The organism is Clostridium sp. K04 (assembly GCF_019734375.1).
Taxonomy (GTDB): Bacteria; Bacillota; Clostridia; order Clostridiales; family Clostridiaceae; genus Clostridium; species Clostridium saudiense.
Map to the genome: position 1 here is coordinate 50872 of NZ_JAASHD010000017.1, position 17883 is coordinate 68754.

A 17883-nucleotide genomic window follows, 5' to 3' on the forward strand; every position below is an offset into this window, starting at 1 on the left:
AGAGTACTGTACAATGATAAAAATAGTTGGATTAGGGCCTGGTTCACCAGATGCTTTAACGATAGGAGCTGTTAGAGCTTTAGAGGAAAGTAAAAACCTTTATTTTAGAACAGAAAAGCATCCTACAGTTGATTATTTAAAAAAAGGATTAACTTCTTTTAAGACTTGTGATAATTATTATGAAGAAGGAAGTAGTTTTGATGAGGTATATTCTAATATTGCAAATGAAATGATAGAAGAATATAAAAAATGTGGTGAACTAGTTTATGCTGTTCCAGGACATCCTTTAGTAGCAGAAAGATCAGTTTTAAATCTTATTAACTTATGTAATGAAAATAATATAGAATATAAAATACTACCTGCAGTTAGCTTTGTGGATGCTATGATGGATAGGCTTCAAATTGATCCAATAGAAGGACTAAAGATAATAGATGCGTTTGATATAAAAAATCAAATATTGGATAAAAGAATTGGTACTATAATTACTCAAGTATATAATGTATTAATTGCTTCTGAAGTAAAACTTGAATTACTTGAATATTATAATGATGAAACAGAGATATACTATGTAAGAGCCGCAGGAATAGAAGGAGAAGAATCTATAAGAAAAATTCCTTTATATGAATTAGATATGCAAGAAGATATAGACTATTTAACTTCAGTATATATTCCTAAGGATATAAATAATAAAAAAGATTTTTATGATTTAATCAATACAATTGAAATTTTAAGAGGAGAAGATGGATGTGCTTGGGACAGAGAACAAACTCACGAAAGTATTAAAAATTCTCTTATAGAAGAAGCTTACGAAACTGTAGAAGCTATAGAAGATGATAATATAGATGGGTTAATAGAAGAGTTAGGAGATGTTTTATTACAAGTTGTATTCCATTCTGTAATTGGAAAAGAAGATGGATATTTTAATATATCTGATGTTATAGAAGCAATAACAACAAAAATGATTTATAGACATCCTCATGTTTTTGGAAATGTAGTTGCTGATTCATCTAAAGAGGTTTTAGAGAATTGGGATGAATTAAAGAAAAAGGAAAAGAACTATGAAACTCTTACTGAAGAAATTGAGGGAATAGCAAAGACATTACCTGCATTAACTAAAGCACACAAGGTACAAAAAAAGGTTTCAAAGGTTGGATTTGATTTTGAAGATGTAAATGAAGCTGTTAAAAAAATAGAAGAAGAAATAAATGAAGTATTAGATGTATATAAATCCAATAATATGGAAAAAATAATAAATGAAGTTGGTGATTTATTATTTGCTTGTGTTAACGTAGCTAGATTATTAAATGTTGATGAAGAAGAAGCATTAAATAAATCAATCAAAAAGTTTGTTAAAAGATTTAAATTTGTTGAGGAAAATTTATTAAAGCAAGACAAAAATTTAAACGACTCTACATTAGATGAAATGAATGCTTTATGGGAAGATTCAAAAAAGTACGATTAACAGAAAAGATAGAGAATTTCTGCATTTATAGAAGGATTTTTATAGTTTGTGCAGAATATTTTAAGAAGAGGAATATAAAAATGACTATACTACAAGAAAAAGTTGTAATAAATATATTTTTATAGAAAAAAAGCCCGTATTACTATAGACTACTGAATAAAGTGGATATATAATAAGGTAATGTAGTTATAGTACATAATTAAAAATAGTTAACTACAATATTTTTAACTGTTTATTTAAGGAGGATGTAAATCGTGAATAAAGCAGAATTAATTACTAGCATGGCAGAAAAAAGCCAATTAACAAAGAAAGATGCAGAAACTGCATTAAAAGCATTCATTGATTCAGTTCAAGAAGCTTTAGAAAATGGGGAAAAAGTTCAATTAGTTGGATTTGGTACTTTCGAAACTAGAGAAAGAGCAGCTAGAGAAGGAAGAAACCCAAGAACTAAAGAAACTATAAACATTCCAGCTTCTACTGTACCAGTATTTAAAGCAGGTAAGGAATTTAAAGAGAGAGTTAATAAGTAATTATAATTTTTAAGCCCGAGTTATCTCGGGCTTTTTAATACCTAAAATTAATGAACTTATGTGGAGGAATATTATATGAGATTAGATAAATATTTAAAAGTATCAAGAATAATAAAAAGAAGAACAGTGGCTAAGGAAGCTTGTGAAGGCGGAAGAGTTTCAATTAATGATAAGGTAGCAAAACCATCAACTAACGTAAATGAAGGAGATATAATAGAAATTACTTTTGCAAATAGAAAGCTTAAGGCAAGAATTATTAATATTGCTGATCATGTGAGAAAAGAAAATGCTAAAGAAATGTATGAGATTTTAGAAGGTGTAGAAGATCAAGAATAATTTTTAATAATACTTCATATATTTAATCAAGAAATATATGGAGGAGTAAATAATGGAGAAAAAATTAGAGGGTAGTATAGAGGATAATAGAGGAAATATTATATTAGAAAACAGAAAGAAAATGACATTAACTGGAGTAGAGGAAGTAATTAGCTTTGATGATGAAAAGATATTACTTAATACTAAGCTTGGAGCATTAACGATAAAGGGTCAAAATTTGAAAATGAATAAGCTTGATGTACAGAATGGCGATGTAATGATTAATGGAGAAATATATTATATCGTTTATAGTGGAAAAGAAGTTAAAAAAGAAAAAGAAAGCATAATTGGAAGGCTTTTTAAATAGGAGGTTATTATGCCATTAAAAACAGATGTACAATTTAGTATTATACTTTATGCAATGTTAGCTGGTATACTAACCGGAGCAATGTTTGACTTATATAGAATAATAAGAGGTAGCAATGTAAATAAAATTGTAATTGCAATTGAAGATATATTGTTTTGGATACTAGCGGCTATGGCAGTTTTTACATTCCTCCTTTATACTAATTATGCTTTTTTAGGAGCTTATGTTTATATATTTATGATTATTTCGTTGACCTTATACATAAGGTTTATTAGTAATATATGTATTAAATTTGAGTTAAAGCTTATAAGTGCTTTAGGAAAAATGTTTAGAGTAATATTTAAAAATTTTATTTATCCATTTAAAGTAATATTTCACAATATTACAGGAAAAAACAATTAGTATAAAAAATATCTTGAATTAATTATGTAGAGTGGTTTACAATATATTTATAGAATAATATAAAGAGGGTACTATTTTATGAAAAAAAACGTAAACCTTAAAGGAATTATTATTGTTTTAGTTATTGGATTTTTTAGTATAAGTGTAATAAAACAAGTTATTGTACTAAAAAGAATAAAGAGTGATATTTCTACTCAAGCCCAAGAATTAGAGGAATTAAAAGAAAAAAATATTAAGTTGCAAGCAGAACTAGATAGGGCTCAAAGTAATAATGAGTATCTAGAAAAACTAGCTAGAGAGAGGCTAGGATTAATAAAAGAAGGTGAGCAGCAAATTATTCCAAGTAATGAGGTAGAATAGTATTGGTTTAAGTTTAAATTTCTATTAATATGGTTATTATTATTAATGACATAGATTATTTTTAATTTTAAGGAGGATTCTTTGTAAAATGACCTTAATGGCAGGAAACATATTAGAGGGTACAGTGGTAAATATTACAAACTTCGGAGCTTTTGTAGAGATAGAAGGTAAAACAGGTTTAGTTCATATTTCAGAAGTTGCAGATTCTTTTGTTAAGGATATAAGACAACATCTTAATGAACAAGATAAGGTAAAGGTTAAAGTTATATCAATTGATGATAATGGAAAAATTAGTTTATCAATTAAGCAAGCTAACGTTAAGAAAAAATCTGTAAAACCTGCAGAAATTGAATGGACATCTGAAAAGAAAAAAGCTGCACCAGCAAACTTTGAAGATATTATGTCTAGATTCTTAAAGGATAGTGAAGAAAGACAACAAGATTTTAAAAAGCATCAAGAATTTAAAGGAAGATCTAAAAAGAGTTTTTAATTAGAACCGTTATATAAGTTTTATATATTAGAGAGAATGGATAATCACTTATCTTTCTCTTTTTTTATTAAATTTTTTTATAAAAAATAATAAAAAAATATAAAAAATATAAAAAAGTATAGAAAATAAATCAGTTGGAAGTGGCTATTTTACTGGCTTTAGATAGAAAATGAAATAAAAATAAAAAAAAGTGAAAAAAATGTTGACAGTATTATGTTCATACTATATAATTAATTTTGTCGTCAGATGACGGCGAAGAAATAAATACGCTGAAGTGGCGGAACAGGCAGACGCACAGGACTTAAAATCCTGCGGTAGCGATACCGTACCGGTTCGATTCCGGTCTTCAGCACCAAACTAAATTCAACTTAAATATCGCGGGGTGGAGCAGTTGGCAGCTCGTCGGGCTCATAACCCGAAGGTCGTAGGTTCAAGTCCTGCCCCCGCAACCAACATGGCGGAATAGCTCAGCTGGCTAGAGCACTCGGTTCATACCCGAGGTGTCGTAGGTTCAAGTCCTATTTCCGCTACCATATACGCTGAAGTGGCGGAACAGGCAGACGCACAGGACTTAAAATCCTGCGGTAGCGATACCGTACCGGTTCGATTCCGGTCTTCAGCACCAAGTTGAATTTAGTTTATAATATCGCGGGGTGGAGCAGTTGGCAGCTCGTCGGGCTCATAACCCGAAGGTCGTAGGTTCAAGTCCTGCCCCCGCAACCAAACATGGCGGAATAGCTCAGCTGGCTAGAGCACTCGGTTCATACCCGAGGTGTCGTAGGTTCAAGTCCTATTTCCGCTACCATATACGCTGAAGTGGCGGAACAGGCAGACGCACAGGACTTAAAATCCTGCGGTAGCGATACCGTACCGGTTCGATTCCGGTCTTCAGCACCAAAAGAGATACAAAGAAATTTGTATCTCTTTTTTATTATTAAATTTAAATTTTATAAATGATTATGATTATTTAAATTAAAAGTATATTAAATGACATTTGATAATATGCCTAATGAATATAAAAAAATGTTGATTATATGCGACAAAAAATACAATTTAAATAGCAAAATAATTCAAGTAAAAATAGGTCTAAACATTTTTAAAGTGTAAATAAAGAGTGTAAAAAGAAAAAAATAAAATATTGATTGGAAAAAAAAGGATAATTGTCTTACGAATTTAAAATTTCATAAACATTAATTGACATAACTCTAATTATAATAGTGCTATTATTTTAGTAGGATTTTTAAGAGGAGATTGATGGTTATGGATTATGGAGTAGAGGTACCTAGCTATAGAAGGGTAGATAGTAAAAAGCAAACAAAAAAATTGGATTTTGAAAATGGGTTGATAGGATTATTAGTAGTATTAGCTTCAGGAGTTATGATAAGCAGAGTGGGATTTGGTTTTGTTGAAGGCTTATATTTAGCTCCTTTTGGAATAGGGTATTTTTTATCCATGGTGAAAAAAAGTGATTTTAAGAAACTACTTTTAGTTTATTTAGCGGTTAATGTTGGATATCTTATAGGGTATAGTAAAGGTAAAGATATAATAATTTATGTTTCTATATCAACAGCAATATTATTATGTAAAATTATATGTAATACTCTTAATAAAGAATTTAAAAATAGCATAGCTTTTTTGGCTATTGTCGGAGTAACATTAGCGGTGGGGTTGTTTATTGGAGAGCAAAGTTTTGAAATTAATTTAATTTTTTCTTTAACTAAAGCTTTATTAATAATACCAGTATTTTATATGTTGAATTATGGAATTGGTTGTATGCAAGAATTAAACACAAATTACTTTTATTCAACAGAAGAGTTAATAAGTATAGCTATTTTAAGTTGTTTAGTAGTAGCGGGGATAGGAAATTTTGCGATATTAGGAATTGAAATAAGAACTATAATAGCTTTAGCTATGGTGATAACAATTGCTTATGCAGCAGGAAGTAACGTTGGAGCTATATTAGGTGTAACAATGGGAATAATAATAGGAATTGCTAATAATGATTTGCTTATATCAACAACTATGTATTCAATTTGTGGGTTGATTGTAGGTGTATTTAAAGAGACAGGAAAGAGCTTCTCAATATTAGCTTATGTTATATCTATGTTTATGATGGAAGCGTATACGGGTAAAATAAGTATTCAATTTGGTATAGAAGTTTGCCTTGCAGCAGTAATTATGTTTGTTGTTCCGGCAAATGTTATTAAAGAAATATTAAGAGAACTTAGTAATGATGAAAAAAGTAATGTAATAAGTGATGCACAAGTTGAAGGTATTAAATTAGAGTTTGTAGATAGACTAGAAGCATTGAGAGGGTCTTTATCAGCGGTAGCAACATCTATTGAAGATTTATCAGGTAATGAAAAATTACTTATGAAAAATAAAGGAGCTGCTATGATAGAAAGTTTGGCAGATCGAGTTTGTCAAAGCTGTGAAATGAATAGTAAGTGCTGGGGAAGAGAGTTGCATAGTACTTTTTCAGAGTTTGGAGAACTTATGTTAAGCTGTGAAAATAAAAATGTATATTTACCTAAAAAATTAGATTTAAAATGTGTAAAGAGAACTACGTTATTAAAGAGCGCAGAAGATTTATTTTCAACTTATACAGTTAATGAAGCTTTAAAATCTAGATTGATAGAAGGCAGAAAAGTTATAGCTAATCAAATAAATAATATGTCTATAACGGTATCTGGGATTCTTAGTGATTTTAATAGTAATGTAAATAGTTGTTTAGAAATTGATAAAGTCTTAAGAAAGACATTGGCTAAAAATAAAATTAGATACAATAATATTTATTCCTATACTGATAGAAAAGGGCGTTTAAAGATTAAAATAAAAATAGACAGTTATGATGGTGAAAGTTATTGTAGAAAATATATATTGCCTATTATTAGTGAATTTGTAAGAACACCATTAAGTATAGCTCAAGATGGGTGTACTGTTGATCCAGAAACTAATGAATGCTCAATAGTTATGGAAGAAACTTGTAAGTATAATGTTTCTTCATTTGTAGCTTTTAATGTTAAGGATGGAGAGAAATATTCAGGAGATAGTTATAGTTTTGGAAAGAATAAGGTAGGCGAATATGTAACAATATTAAGTGATGGAATGGGCTCAGGACCGGAAGCAGGTTTAGAAAGTGAAGCAGCTATTGAATTAATAGAAAAGTTTAATGAAGGTGGGTTTAGTGAAGCAACTACATTAAATGCAGTAAACTCTATTATGGGAATGAAGTTTAGTGAAGATGAAAAATTTACTACATTAGATATGAATTCAATAGATTTATATACAGGTGAAGCTCAGTTTATAAAAGTTGGAGCAAGTATGAGTTTTATTAAAAGAGGCAGCGAAATCGAAGTTGTTGACAGTACAACTTTGCCTTTTGGAATTGTTGATGATATTGATATTAAGCCTGTTAAGAAGAAAGTTAAAAATGGAGATATAATAGTAACTATTAGTGATGGAGTTATAGATATTGATAAAGATAATGTTGGTGAATATACTTGGATAGTTAATTATTTAAAAGGTGAACAAGTAAATCCGGAAATTTTAGCAAGGGAAATATTAGAACAAGCTAAAAGAAAAAGTAACGGAAGGGTTTTGGATGATATGACAGTAATAGTTTCAAAATTATATTCAACTTATTAATAAAAGTGCTCTTAGGAGCACTTTTATTATCTTGATAATAGATTTAAATTTGAAATAAATGTATAAACTTAAGATATAGAATGTTTACATTGAAATAGGGTAAATGTATTATAGATTTATAAATAAATAAATAGGAGAATATAAGTGTTAGATAAAGTAATAGAATATATAAATGATAATGAACTTATTAAAGCTGAAGATAAAATATTAGTGGCTTTATCAGGAGGACCTGATTCAGTTTGCATGTTACATATATTATATAAGTTAAAAGATATGCTTAATATAGAATTAGGTGCAATACATATAAACCATATGTTAAGGGGGGATGAATCAGATAAAGATGAAAAATATATAGGTAATTTATGTAGTGAATTAGGTATAAATTATTATGTAAAAAGAATAGATATAGAATGTGTAGCTAATGATACTAATGTTTCCTTAGAAGTGGCTGGAAGAAATGAAAGATATAGAGCTTTTGAAGAAATAAGAGAAAAGCATGGATACAATAAAATAGCTGTAGCACATAATGCAAATGATCAAGCAGAAACAGTTCTTATGCGTATGATGCGAGGAACTGGACTTGAAGGATTAACAGGAATAAAAGCAAAAAGAGAAGATGGTATTATAAGGCCTATATTATGCTTAAATAGAAAAGAAATAGAGGATTATTGTGAAGAAAATAAACTTAATCCGAGAATAGACCAAAGTAATCATGAGAGAATTTATAGTAGGAATAGGGTTAGATTAGATATAATTCCATATATGAAAGAACATTTTAATGAGGATATAGTTGAGACTTTAAATAGAATGGTATCATTATTACAAAAAGATAATGAATTTATAGAAGAATATTCCAAAGAATGTTACAATAAATATTGTAAAGTTAAAGCTAAACAGTTAGAAGTATCAAAAAAATTATTTGTAAATGAAATGGAAGCTGTAGTTACTAGAGTTATAATAAAAGCTTTTAAAGAAATTTCTAATTGTCATCAAAATTTCGAGATGAAGCATATATACGAGATTGTTAATTTAGCTAAAAATTCAACAGGAAAGAAAATAAACTTAACTAATAATATAATATGCAAAAACTCATATGGAGATCTTATATTTAAAGTTAATGAAAAAAATATTATTGATGATAAGATCAGCGAAGTGCGAATAAATAAAAATAGTATTTTGAATGATATTGTATTTGAGGAATATAATATTAGTTTTCAAATTATTAATAATAAAAATAAGGTAGAATTTTCTAAAAATAACTTAATAAAGTTATTTGATTATGATAAGATAGAAAAAGAGATTATAATTAGGCATAGAAGAGATGGGGATAAAATTATTCCTTTAGGAATGAAAGGTAATAAAAAACTTAAGGATATTTTTATTGATATGAAGATTCCTAGAGAAAAGAGAGATGAAGTTCCTATTTTATGCTTTGATGAAAAAATTGCCTGGGTTGTTGGATATAAAACTTCTCAAGAGTCAAGAATAACTCAGGATACAAAAAATATATTAAAAATTACGTTTGACAGAAAGGAATAGTGACAATGTTACAAGATATTAAAGAAGTATTATTTAGTGAAGAAGCTATTAATAAGAGAGTGAAGGAATTAGCATCAAGAATTAGTGAAGATTACAAAGGAAAAGAGTTATTAGTGGTAGGAGTTTTAAAAGGTTCTGTAATATTTGCAGCAGAATTAATAAAAAATATAACTATTCCTTGCCAAATTGACTTTATGGCAGTTTCTAGTTATGGAGATTCATCTGAAACTACTGGTGTTGTTAGAATACTTAAAGATTTAGATAGTGAAATCTCAGGAAAACATATAATTATAGTTGAAGACATAGTTGATAGTGGGATTACATTAAATTATTTATCAAATTATTTAAAAAGTAGAAATGCAAGCTCAGTTGAAATTGTATCCTTATTAACTAAGCCATCTAGAAGAAAGGTTGATATAGATTGTAAATATGTTGGTTTTGAAACTCCAGATGAATTTTTAGTAGGATATGGATTAGATTATGCTGAAAAGTATAGAAACTTACCTTTTGTAGGAATATTAAAAAGAGAGGTTTATGAGAAGTAAGTTATTAAAAAACAAAATAAAAAAACTATGAGAAAGGGGGGCCTTGAATGAAGAAATATTCAAGTGCTACTGTATGGATAATAGCTATAATATTATTATTTTTTGCTGCATCATTTCTTTTAAAGGGAGAAAGTAGTTCTGATAGAATAGTATTTAGTGATTTCCAACAAAAGTGGATAAATGACGAAATTGAAAGTATAAGAGTTGATCCTGATAAGATGCTCGTTACTGGACAGACAAGAGATGAAAAGAATTTTACAGTATATGCGCCAGATACAATGGTGGAAATGTTAAATAGTCAATATGCAAAAAATGATATTAAGATAGAATATGCTGCACCATCTAATAATAGTGTATGGCTTACCATAATACCTATGGGGATGATAATATTATTATTTGTAGTGTTTATTTTCTTCTTTACACAACAGTCACAAGGTGGTGGAAGTGGAAAAGGAGTAATGAATTTTGGAAAGAGTAGAGCTAAGATGATGTCTCCAGATGCTAAGAGGGTAACTTTTGATGATGTTGCTGGAGCAGATGAAGAAAAGGCTGAATTAGAAGAAATAGTAGATTTCTTAAAGGCTCCATCTAGATATATTGAAATGGGAGCTAGAATACCAAAAGGTGTTTTACTAGTCGGGCCTCCTGGAACAGGAAAGACTTTATTAGCTAAGGCTATTGCAGGAGAAGCAGGAGTACCATTCTTTAGTATTTCAGGTTCTGATTTTGTTGAAATGTTTGTTGGTGTTGGTGCATCAAGAGTTAGGGATTTATTCGAACAGGCAAAGAAAAATTCACCTGCTTTAATATTTATAGATGAAATTGATGCTGTAGGTAGACAAAGGGGTGCTGGCCTTGGTGGTGGGCATGATGAAAGAGAACAAACTCTTAATCAATTACTAGTTGAAATGGATGGTTTTGGAGCTAATGAAGGTATCATAATGATAGCGGCAACAAATAGACCGGATATTTTAGACCCAGCATTATTAAGACCAGGTAGATTTGATAGACAAATAGTTGTTCAAAGACCAGATAGAAAAGGTAGAGAAGCAGTTTTAAAGGTTCATACACATAAAAAGCCTTTAGCTGTTGACGTAGATTTAGAGGTACTAGCAAAGAGAACACCAGGATTTAGTGGTGCTGATTTAGAAAACCTAGCTAATGAAGCTGCTCTTTTAGCTGTAAGAAAAAGTAAAAAAGCTATTGGAATGGATGAATTTGAAGAAGCAATAACTAGAGTTATTGCAGGACCTGAAAAGAAGAGTAGAGCTATTAGTGAACATGATAGAAAGCTTACAGCTTACCATGAAGCAGGCCATGCGGTTGTAATGAAGTGCTTAAAACATTCAGACCCAGTACATGAAATAAGTATTATACCAAGAGGTATGGCTGGTGGATATACTATGCATTTACCAACTGAAGATAGAGCATATACTTCTAAAGAAAAGTTACAAGATGAAATGGTAGGACTTTTAGGTGGTAGAGTTGCTGAAAAGTTAATACTAGGTGATATAAGCACAGGTGCTAAGAATGATATTGATAGAGCAAGCTCAATAGCAAGAGCTATGGTTATGGAATATGGAATGAGCGATGAAATTGGAACTATTTCTTATGGTTCTGATAATAATGAAGTATTCTTAGGCAGAGATCTTGGAAGAGGAAGAAACTTTAGTGAGGAAATTGGTGCAGAAATAGATAAAGAAGTTAAGAAATTTATTGAAGTAGCATATGCTAGAGCAGAAGATTTACTTAAGACTAATATCAATAAGCTTCATGCAGTAGCCAATGAATTACTTGATAAAGAAAAGATAGATGGAAAAGAATTTGAAATGATATTTGACGCAAACTAAAAGTAGCCTTAGGGCTACTTTTTTTAGTGGTAAGTTCTAAGTGTGACGAATAAACCTTAATTAGTTTGAAAAGAAAAAAGACATATTTTAAATGTTAGAAAAATTTCAAGCAAAGTTATTTTCATTTGTTTATTAATTTTTTTTATTAAAAAGATATTTTACAATAAAATCAAAACACGAATGATTTTTAGGGAAATAATAAAAATGTTCGAATTATGTTTAAAAAAGGAATTTATAATGATATAATTAAGTATACTAAAAATTTGAAGATGTTAGGGAGGTTTATAATATGAAAAGTGATATTCAAATAGCTCAAGAAGCAAAAATGGAGCCTATAGTTAAGATTGCGGAAAAACTAAATTTAGGTGAGGATGATATAGAGCTTTATGGAAAGTATAAATGTAAGATTTCTTTAGATGTATTAAATAAAAATAAAGATAAAAAAGATGGGAAATTAGTTCTTGTAACAGCGATAAATCCAACTCCAGCTGGAGAAGGGAAATCAACAGTTACAGTAGGATTAGGGCAGGCATTATGTAAAACTGGGAAGAAAGCAGTTATAGCATTGAGAGAGCCTTCATTAGGACCAGTTTTTGGAGTTAAAGGAGGGGCAGCAGGTGGTGGATATGCACAAGTAGTACCTATGGAAGATATAAATCTACATTTTACTGGAGATATGCATGCAATTACAACAGCAAATAATTTACTATGTGCCGCTATAGATAATCATATTCATCAAGGAAATACTTTAAGAATTGATTCAAGAAGAATTATATTTAAAAGAGTTATGGATATGAATGATAGAGCGTTAAGAAATATAGTAGTAGGAATGGGTGGAAAAATAAATGGCTTCCTAAGAGAAGATGGATTTATGATAACAGTTGCTTCTGAAATAATGGCTATTCTTTGCTTAGCTACTAGCTTAAGCGATCTTAAAGAAAGAATGGGTAATATATTAATAGCATATGATTTAGATGGAAATCCAGTTTATGCAAAACAATTGGATGTTCAAGGGGCAATGGCTCTTTTAATGAAAGATGCTGTTAAACCTAATTTAGTTCAAACTTTAGAAAATACTCCAGCAATAATTCACGGAGGACCATTTGCAAATATTGCACATGGATGTAACTCAATACTTGCTACAAAAATGGCACTTAAATTAGGTGATGTAGTAGTTACAGAAGGTGGTTTTGGAGCTGACTTAGGCGCAGAAAAATTCTTAGATATTAAATGTAGATATGGTGGATTAACACCAAATTGTGTAGTAGTTGTTGCTACTATGAGAGCTTTAAAACATCATGGAGGTGTTAAAAAAGAAGATTTAAATACTCCAAATGTTGAAGCACTAGCTAAAGGAATAGTTAACTTAGAAAAGCAAATAGAAAATATGCAAAAATATAATATTCCAGTAGTAGTAGCTATAAATAAATTCTTAACTGATTCTGATGAAGAAATTGAATATATAAAGAATTTCTGTGATAAATTAGGCGTTAAGGTTGCTTTAAGTGATGTTTGGGCTAAAGGTGGAGAAGGTGGATTAGAATTAGCTAATATAGTTAATGATATATTAGAAAATAAAGAATCTAACTTCAAAGTTTTATATGATGAAAAGAGCAGTATTAAAGAAAAAATATTAACTATTGCCAGGGAAATTTATGGGGCAAAAGATGTAAGATATACTCCAGCAGCAAATAAGCAAATTGCAGAGTTAGAAAAATTTGAATTAGATAAACTACCTATTTGTATGGCAAAGACACAATATTCATTATCTGATAATCCAGCATTATTAGGTAGACCAGAAGGGTTTGATATTACTGTTAAGGAAGTTAGAGTTTCAAATGGAGCTGGATTTATAGTAGCATTAACTGGTGATATTATGACAATGCCTGGTTTACCAAAGGTACCAGCAGCAAATAGAATGGATATTTTAGAAAATGGTGAAATTGTAGGATTGTTCTAAAAATAAAAATTTACAACACTTGACAAATAACATGTAATTGTTAAAATTAAAGTATTAGTTTAAATTACTGTTTATAGTACAATAAAAGCAGCTTTAGGGCTGCTTTAATTATGTTAAGGTGGTGCGCGTTTATGATTCTACTGGTAGATGTGGGGAATACCAACATAGTTATAGGAGTATGCAAAGATAACGAGTATATAGCTGGTTGGAGAATTTCTACTGATTCTAAAAAAACTTCAGATGAGTATGGTATTCAAATGATACAATTATTCCATCAAAGTGATTTAAATCCAAAAGAAGTAAAAGGAATAATAATTTCTTCGGTTGTACCTAATATAATGCATTCCTTAGAGAATATGGTTAAGAAGAGTTTTAATATAAATCCTATAATTGTTGGACCAGGTGTAAAGACTGGAATAAATATTAAATATGATAATCCTAAGGAAGTTGGAGCGGATAGAATTGTAAATGCAGTAGCTGCTCATGAAATATATAGAAGAGATGTAATTATAATTGATTTTGGAACTGCAACTACATATTGTGCAGTTACTGAAGACGGAAATTATTTAGGTGGATGTATTTGTCCGGGGGTAAGAATTTCTTCAGATGCATTGTTTGAAAGAGCGGCAAAGTTACCTAGAGTGGAGTTAGAATTACCAAAGAATATAATATGTAAGAATACTGTTTCAAGTATGCAAGCTGGTATATTATATGGATATATAGGGCAAGTAGAATATATAGTTAGCAAGACTAAAAAAGAGATGGTTGCAATGGGATATGAAAACCCATATGTAATTGCAACAGGAGGCTTAGCTAATTTAATAGCTAAATCAACAAATGTAATAGATAAGGTTGATTCAAGCTTAACATTAGAGGGGTTAAGAATAATTTACGATAAAAATAAGGAGTAAACAAATGAAAATAGGAAACCTTAATTTTGAAAAAAGTGTTTTCTTAGCACCTATGGCAGGAGTAACGGATATTTCATTTAGAGGATTATGCAAGGAAATGGGATGTGGATTAGTATACACGGAAATGGTAAGTGCAAAAGCATTATATTATGGAAGTGAGAATACTAAAACTTTATTAAGAATTGCAGATGAAGAAAAGCCAGTAGCAGCTCAAATTTTTGGAAATGATCCTAAGATAATGGCAGAAGTTGTACAAAGCCATTTTAATAATATAGATGATATATGTATTTTGGATATAAATATGGGATGTCCTGCACCTAAGATAACTAAAAATGGAGAAGGTTCAGCTTTAATGCTAAATCCTAAGTTAGCTGGAGAGATAGTAAGTGAAATTAAAAAAGTTTCAAAGAAACCTGTTACTGTTAAGTTTAGAAAAGGATATGATGAGCATAATATTAATGCTGTTGAATTTGCAAAAGTAATGGAATATTCAGGAGCAGATGCAATTGCTGTTCATGGAAGAACTAAAAAACAAATGTATGAAGGAAAAGCTGACTGGGATATAATAAGTAAGGTGAAAAAAGCAGTATCTATACCTGTTATAGGTAATGGAGATGTATTTACACCTGAAGATGCATTAAGAATGAAAGAAATAACTCAGTGTGATGCTATAATGATTGCAAGGGGAAGTATGGGAAATCCATGGATATTTAATCAAATAGAACGAGTATTAAATGGCCAAGAAATTTTACCTGTTACAGCAGAAGAAAAAATAAATATGTGTTTAAGACATTATGAATTAGCTATTAAATATGATGGCGAATTTAAGGCTGTAAAAGAAATGAGAAAGCATGCTTCGTGGTATCTAAAAGGATTACCGAAAAGTAGTGAATTAAGGAATATAGTAAATACGTTATCAACAAGTGCAGAAGTATTTAATATATTGCAAGAATATAAAAATGAATTAAAAAATATTTAGCTATATATATTATATAGAGAAATATTGTAAAAATGATGCATTGAAAATAGTCAGCTATTTTATTGACAGATGAAATAGCCTGATTTATAATATTTAAAATGATTTTAAGATTACTAAACTTGCCTATTTATAAGTTGAATACGGTTAAGTTTTGAAGGGGAGAAAGATTATGAGTCAAGCAAAAAAATTTATAATGACTTACGAAGGTGTAAAAAAACTTGAAGAGGAATTAGAATACTTAAAAACTGTTAAAAGAAAAGAAATTACTGAAAAGATAAAAGTAGCTTTAGGATATGGAGACTTAAGTGAAAATTCTGAGTATGATGAAGCTAAAAACGACCAAGCGTTTACTGAAGGTAGAATTATTCAATTAGAAAATATGTTAAAAAATGCAGTTGTTGTTGATGAGAGCGAAATACCAAAGGATAAGGTTTCAGTAGGATCTATAGTAAAGGTTATGGATTACGAGTTTGATGAAGAAGTTGAATATACAATTGTTGGTTCAGCAGAAGCAGATCCAATGAATTTTAAAATATCAAATGAATCACCAGTGGGTAGTGCATTATTAGGGAAAAAGGTTGGAGATGTAGTAGAAGTTGCAGTTCCAAGCGGAGTAAGTAAGTTTGAAGTCTTAGAAATAAGAAGAGACTAATTGGAGGTATAGTGAATGTCAACTGAAGAAATGAACATGCAAGAACTAGAATCACAATTCAATGAACAAGAAAGATTAAGAAGAGAGAAACTAGTTCAATTACAAGAAGCAGGGAAAGATCCTTTCGATGTATACAAAGTAAATAGAACTCATAGTTCACAACAAGTTAAAGATAATTATGAGGAATTAGAAGGTAAAGATGTTACAGTTGCTGGTAGAATTATGTCTAAGAGAGGACAAGGAAAAGTTGTTTTCTCTGATATCTACGACAGAGATGGTAAAATCCAATTATTTATAAAGATTGATGAAGTTGGAGAAGAAGCATTAAAGCAATATAAATCTAATGATTTAGGAGATTGGGTTGCTTGTACTGGAGAAGTCTTTAAGACTAAAACAGGTGAAATATCTATTAAAGCTAAAGAAATAGAATTAATATGTAAATCATTAAAACCACTTCCAGAAAAATGGCATGGATTAAAAGATCCAGATTTAAGATATAGACAAAGAGAAGTAGATATTATAACAAATCCAGAAGTTAAGTCTACTTTTATGAAGAGAAGTCAAATTATAAAAGGAATAAGAGAATTCTTAGATAATAGAGGATTCTTAGAAGTTGAAACACCAATGCTTGCAACAATAGCTGGTGGAGCTTCTGCTAGACCTTTCATAACTCACCATAATACATTAGATTTAGATATGTTCTTAAGAATAGCTCCAGAGCTATACTTAAAGAGATGTATTGTTGCTGGTTTTGAAAAAGTTTATGAATTAGGAAGAACTTTTAGAAATGAAGGTATGTCAGTAAGACATAATCCTGAGTTTACTATGATTGAATTATATCAAGCTTTTGCTGATTATAATGATATGATGGAATTAACTGAAAATATGGTTGCAGAAGTGTGCAAGAAAGTTAATGGAACAACAAAGGTTACTTACCAAGGAACTGAAATAGACTTTATGCCACCATGGAGAAGAATCACTATGGTTGATGCTGTTAAGGAATATGCTGGAGTTGATTTTGCTACAATTAAATCAGATGAAGAAGCTCAAGCTATTGCTAAAGAAAAACATTTAGAATTCCCAAAACCATTAAATACTGTAACTAAAGGTGAAGTATTAAATATGTTATATGAGGAATTCTGTGAAGAACATATGATACAACCAACATTTATCATAGATTATCCTGTAGAGATTTCACCTCTTACAAAGAAAAAGAGAGGAAATGAAATGTTCACTGAAAGATTTGAAGGATTCGTATTTGGTAGAGAGTTATGTAATGCATACTCTGAATTAAATGATCCAATCGTTCAAAGAGAAAGATTTGCGCAACAAGAAAAAGAAAGAGAACTTGGTGATGATGAAGCTTACATGATCGATGAAGAATTCATGAGCGCATTAGAAACAGGTATGCCACCAACAGGTGGACTTGGAATAGGAATAGATAGATTAATAATGTTCTTAACTGATTCAGCATCAATAAGAGACGTTATACTATTCCCAACAATGAAACCAATAAACTAATAAAAAACCACCGGAAGGTGGTTTTTTTGTTACAAGAGATAAAGTGAAGAATGAATTAAGTATATGATGAAGCTTGAATATTATATTTTAAAATATTCAAATTCACTCCATATTTAATTTATCACTTGTAACTTACTAATTTTTAGTTTGCTGACTTTATTAATAAAAGCAAGGTTAATTAGATAAAAATAAGGATTAGAATAAAAAAAATAAAAAAATAGAAAAAAAGTGTTGCATTTTATAAGAAAGCTGATATAATAAATTATGCAATGACATTCCGCGATAGCTCAATGGTGGAGCACTCGGCTGTTAACCGATAGGCTGGAGGTTCGAGTCCTCTTCGCGGAGCCAT

General features: G+C 29.8%; 16 protein-coding genes and 8 tRNA genes. All 24 read left to right on the forward strand.

Translation table 11 applies throughout. The features are described from left to right. The first annotated feature begins 13 nt into the window (after positions 1 to 13). The 24 genes from mazG to HCG70_RS08865 all read left to right on the forward strand — a co-directional run bounded on the left by mazG (position 14) and on the right by HCG70_RS08865 (position 17882). Positions 14 to 1462 (forward strand): nucleoside triphosphate pyrophosphohydrolase, encoded by a 1449-nt coding sequence (gene mazG, locus HCG70_RS08750; RefSeq protein ID WP_042400056.1) that lies wholly within the window; start codon positions 14 to 16, stop codon positions 1460 to 1462. 254 nt (positions 1463 to 1716) lie between these two features. Then, a complete protein-coding gene (locus tag HCG70_RS08755) occupies positions 1717 to 1992 on the forward strand; it encodes an HU family DNA-binding protein (RefSeq protein WP_042400053.1) in 276 nt (91 codons plus the stop codon). A gap of 75 nt (positions 1993 to 2067) precedes the next feature. Then, a complete protein-coding gene (locus HCG70_RS08760; protein WP_042400050.1) occupies positions 2068 to 2328 on the forward strand; it encodes an RNA-binding S4 domain-containing protein in 261 nt (86 codons plus the stop codon). Between the two features lie 52 nt (positions 2329 to 2380). After that, complete coding sequence (yabP, locus tag HCG70_RS08765; RefSeq protein ID WP_042400046.1) at positions 2381 to 2674, forward strand: sporulation protein YabP; 294 nt, start codon at positions 2381 to 2383, stop codon at positions 2672 to 2674. A 9-nt stretch (positions 2675 to 2683) separates the two neighbouring features. Continuing rightward, positions 2684 to 3076 carry a spore cortex biosynthesis protein YabQ gene (gene yabQ, locus HCG70_RS08770; protein ID WP_042400042.1) on the forward strand — a complete coding sequence of 131 codons (393 nt, stop codon included), beginning with the start codon at positions 2684 to 2686 and terminating at the stop codon, positions 3074 to 3076. Positions 3077 to 3154: 78 nt separating this feature from the next. Next, positions 3155 to 3436, forward strand: coding sequence for a septum formation initiator family protein (locus tag HCG70_RS08775; RefSeq protein WP_042400039.1), 282 nt, complete (start codon positions 3155 to 3157; stop codon positions 3434 to 3436). Between the two features lie 88 nt (positions 3437 to 3524). Further along, positions 3525 to 3926: a S1 domain-containing RNA-binding protein gene (locus HCG70_RS08780; protein WP_042400035.1), complete on the forward strand. Its 402-nt coding sequence runs from the start codon at positions 3525 to 3527 to the stop codon at positions 3924 to 3926. A gap of 268 nt (positions 3927 to 4194) precedes the next feature. Further along, positions 4195 to 4281 (forward strand) — tRNA-Leu (locus HCG70_RS08785). A 21-nt stretch (positions 4282 to 4302) separates the two neighbouring features. Continuing rightward, a tRNA-Met gene (locus HCG70_RS08790) sits at positions 4303 to 4378 on the forward strand. Between the two features lie 4 nt (positions 4379 to 4382). Further along, positions 4383 to 4459: transfer RNA gene (locus HCG70_RS08795), tRNA-Met, on the forward strand. Between the two features lie 5 nt (positions 4460 to 4464). Further along, positions 4465 to 4551 (forward strand) — tRNA-Leu (locus HCG70_RS08800). A 22-nt stretch (positions 4552 to 4573) separates the two neighbouring features. Then, positions 4574 to 4649 (forward strand) — tRNA-Met (locus HCG70_RS08805). A gap of 5 nt (positions 4650 to 4654) precedes the next feature. After that, positions 4655 to 4731: transfer RNA gene (locus HCG70_RS08810), tRNA-Met, on the forward strand. Positions 4732 to 4736: 5 nt separating this feature from the next. Beyond that, positions 4737 to 4823, forward strand: a tRNA-Leu gene (locus HCG70_RS08815). 363 nt (positions 4824 to 5186) lie between these two features. Beyond that, the gene (gene spoIIE, locus HCG70_RS08820) at positions 5187 to 7574 is read left to right on the forward strand and encodes a stage II sporulation protein E (RefSeq protein WP_042402404.1); all 2388 of its coding nucleotides are present in this window, start codon (positions 5187 to 5189) and stop codon (positions 7572 to 7574) included. Positions 7575 to 7718: 144 nt separating this feature from the next. Beyond that, positions 7719 to 9113 (forward strand): tRNA lysidine(34) synthetase TilS, encoded by a 1395-nt coding sequence (gene tilS / locus HCG70_RS08825; RefSeq protein ID WP_042402402.1) that lies wholly within the window; start codon positions 7719 to 7721, stop codon positions 9111 to 9113. Positions 9114 to 9118: 5 nt separating this feature from the next. Further along, a complete protein-coding gene (gene hpt / locus HCG70_RS08830) occupies positions 9119 to 9658 on the forward strand; it encodes a hypoxanthine phosphoribosyltransferase (protein ID WP_042402398.1) in 540 nt (179 codons plus the stop codon). A gap of 47 nt (positions 9659 to 9705) precedes the next feature. Beyond that, positions 9706 to 11508 carry an ATP-dependent zinc metalloprotease FtsH gene (gene ftsH / locus HCG70_RS08835; protein WP_042402395.1) on the forward strand — a complete coding sequence of 601 codons (1803 nt, stop codon included), beginning with the start codon at positions 9706 to 9708 and terminating at the stop codon, positions 11506 to 11508. A gap of 289 nt (positions 11509 to 11797) precedes the next feature. Next, positions 11798 to 13468: a formate--tetrahydrofolate ligase gene (locus HCG70_RS08840; RefSeq protein WP_042402392.1), complete on the forward strand. Its 1671-nt coding sequence runs from the start codon at positions 11798 to 11800 to the stop codon at positions 13466 to 13468. A gap of 131 nt (positions 13469 to 13599) precedes the next feature. Continuing rightward, on the forward strand, positions 13600 to 14379 hold the full coding sequence (locus tag HCG70_RS08845; RefSeq protein ID WP_042402389.1) for a type III pantothenate kinase: 780 nt from the start codon (positions 13600 to 13602) through the stop codon (positions 14377 to 14379). Positions 14380 to 14383: 4 nt separating this feature from the next. Continuing rightward, complete coding sequence (dusB, locus tag HCG70_RS08850) at positions 14384 to 15358, forward strand: tRNA dihydrouridine synthase DusB (protein WP_042402386.1); 975 nt, start codon at positions 14384 to 14386, stop codon at positions 15356 to 15358. A 169-nt stretch (positions 15359 to 15527) separates the two neighbouring features. Beyond that, positions 15528 to 16010 carry a transcription elongation factor GreA gene (greA, locus tag HCG70_RS08855; RefSeq protein WP_042402383.1) on the forward strand — a complete coding sequence of 161 codons (483 nt, stop codon included), beginning with the start codon at positions 15528 to 15530 and terminating at the stop codon, positions 16008 to 16010. Positions 16011 to 16025: 15 nt separating this feature from the next. Next, positions 16026 to 17531, forward strand: coding sequence for a lysine--tRNA ligase (gene lysS / locus HCG70_RS08860; RefSeq protein ID WP_042402380.1), 1506 nt, complete (start codon positions 16026 to 16028; stop codon positions 17529 to 17531). 276 nt (positions 17532 to 17807) lie between these two features. Then, positions 17808 to 17882: transfer RNA gene (locus HCG70_RS08865), tRNA-Asn, on the forward strand. The last annotated feature ends 1 nt before the right edge of the window (position 17883 follow it).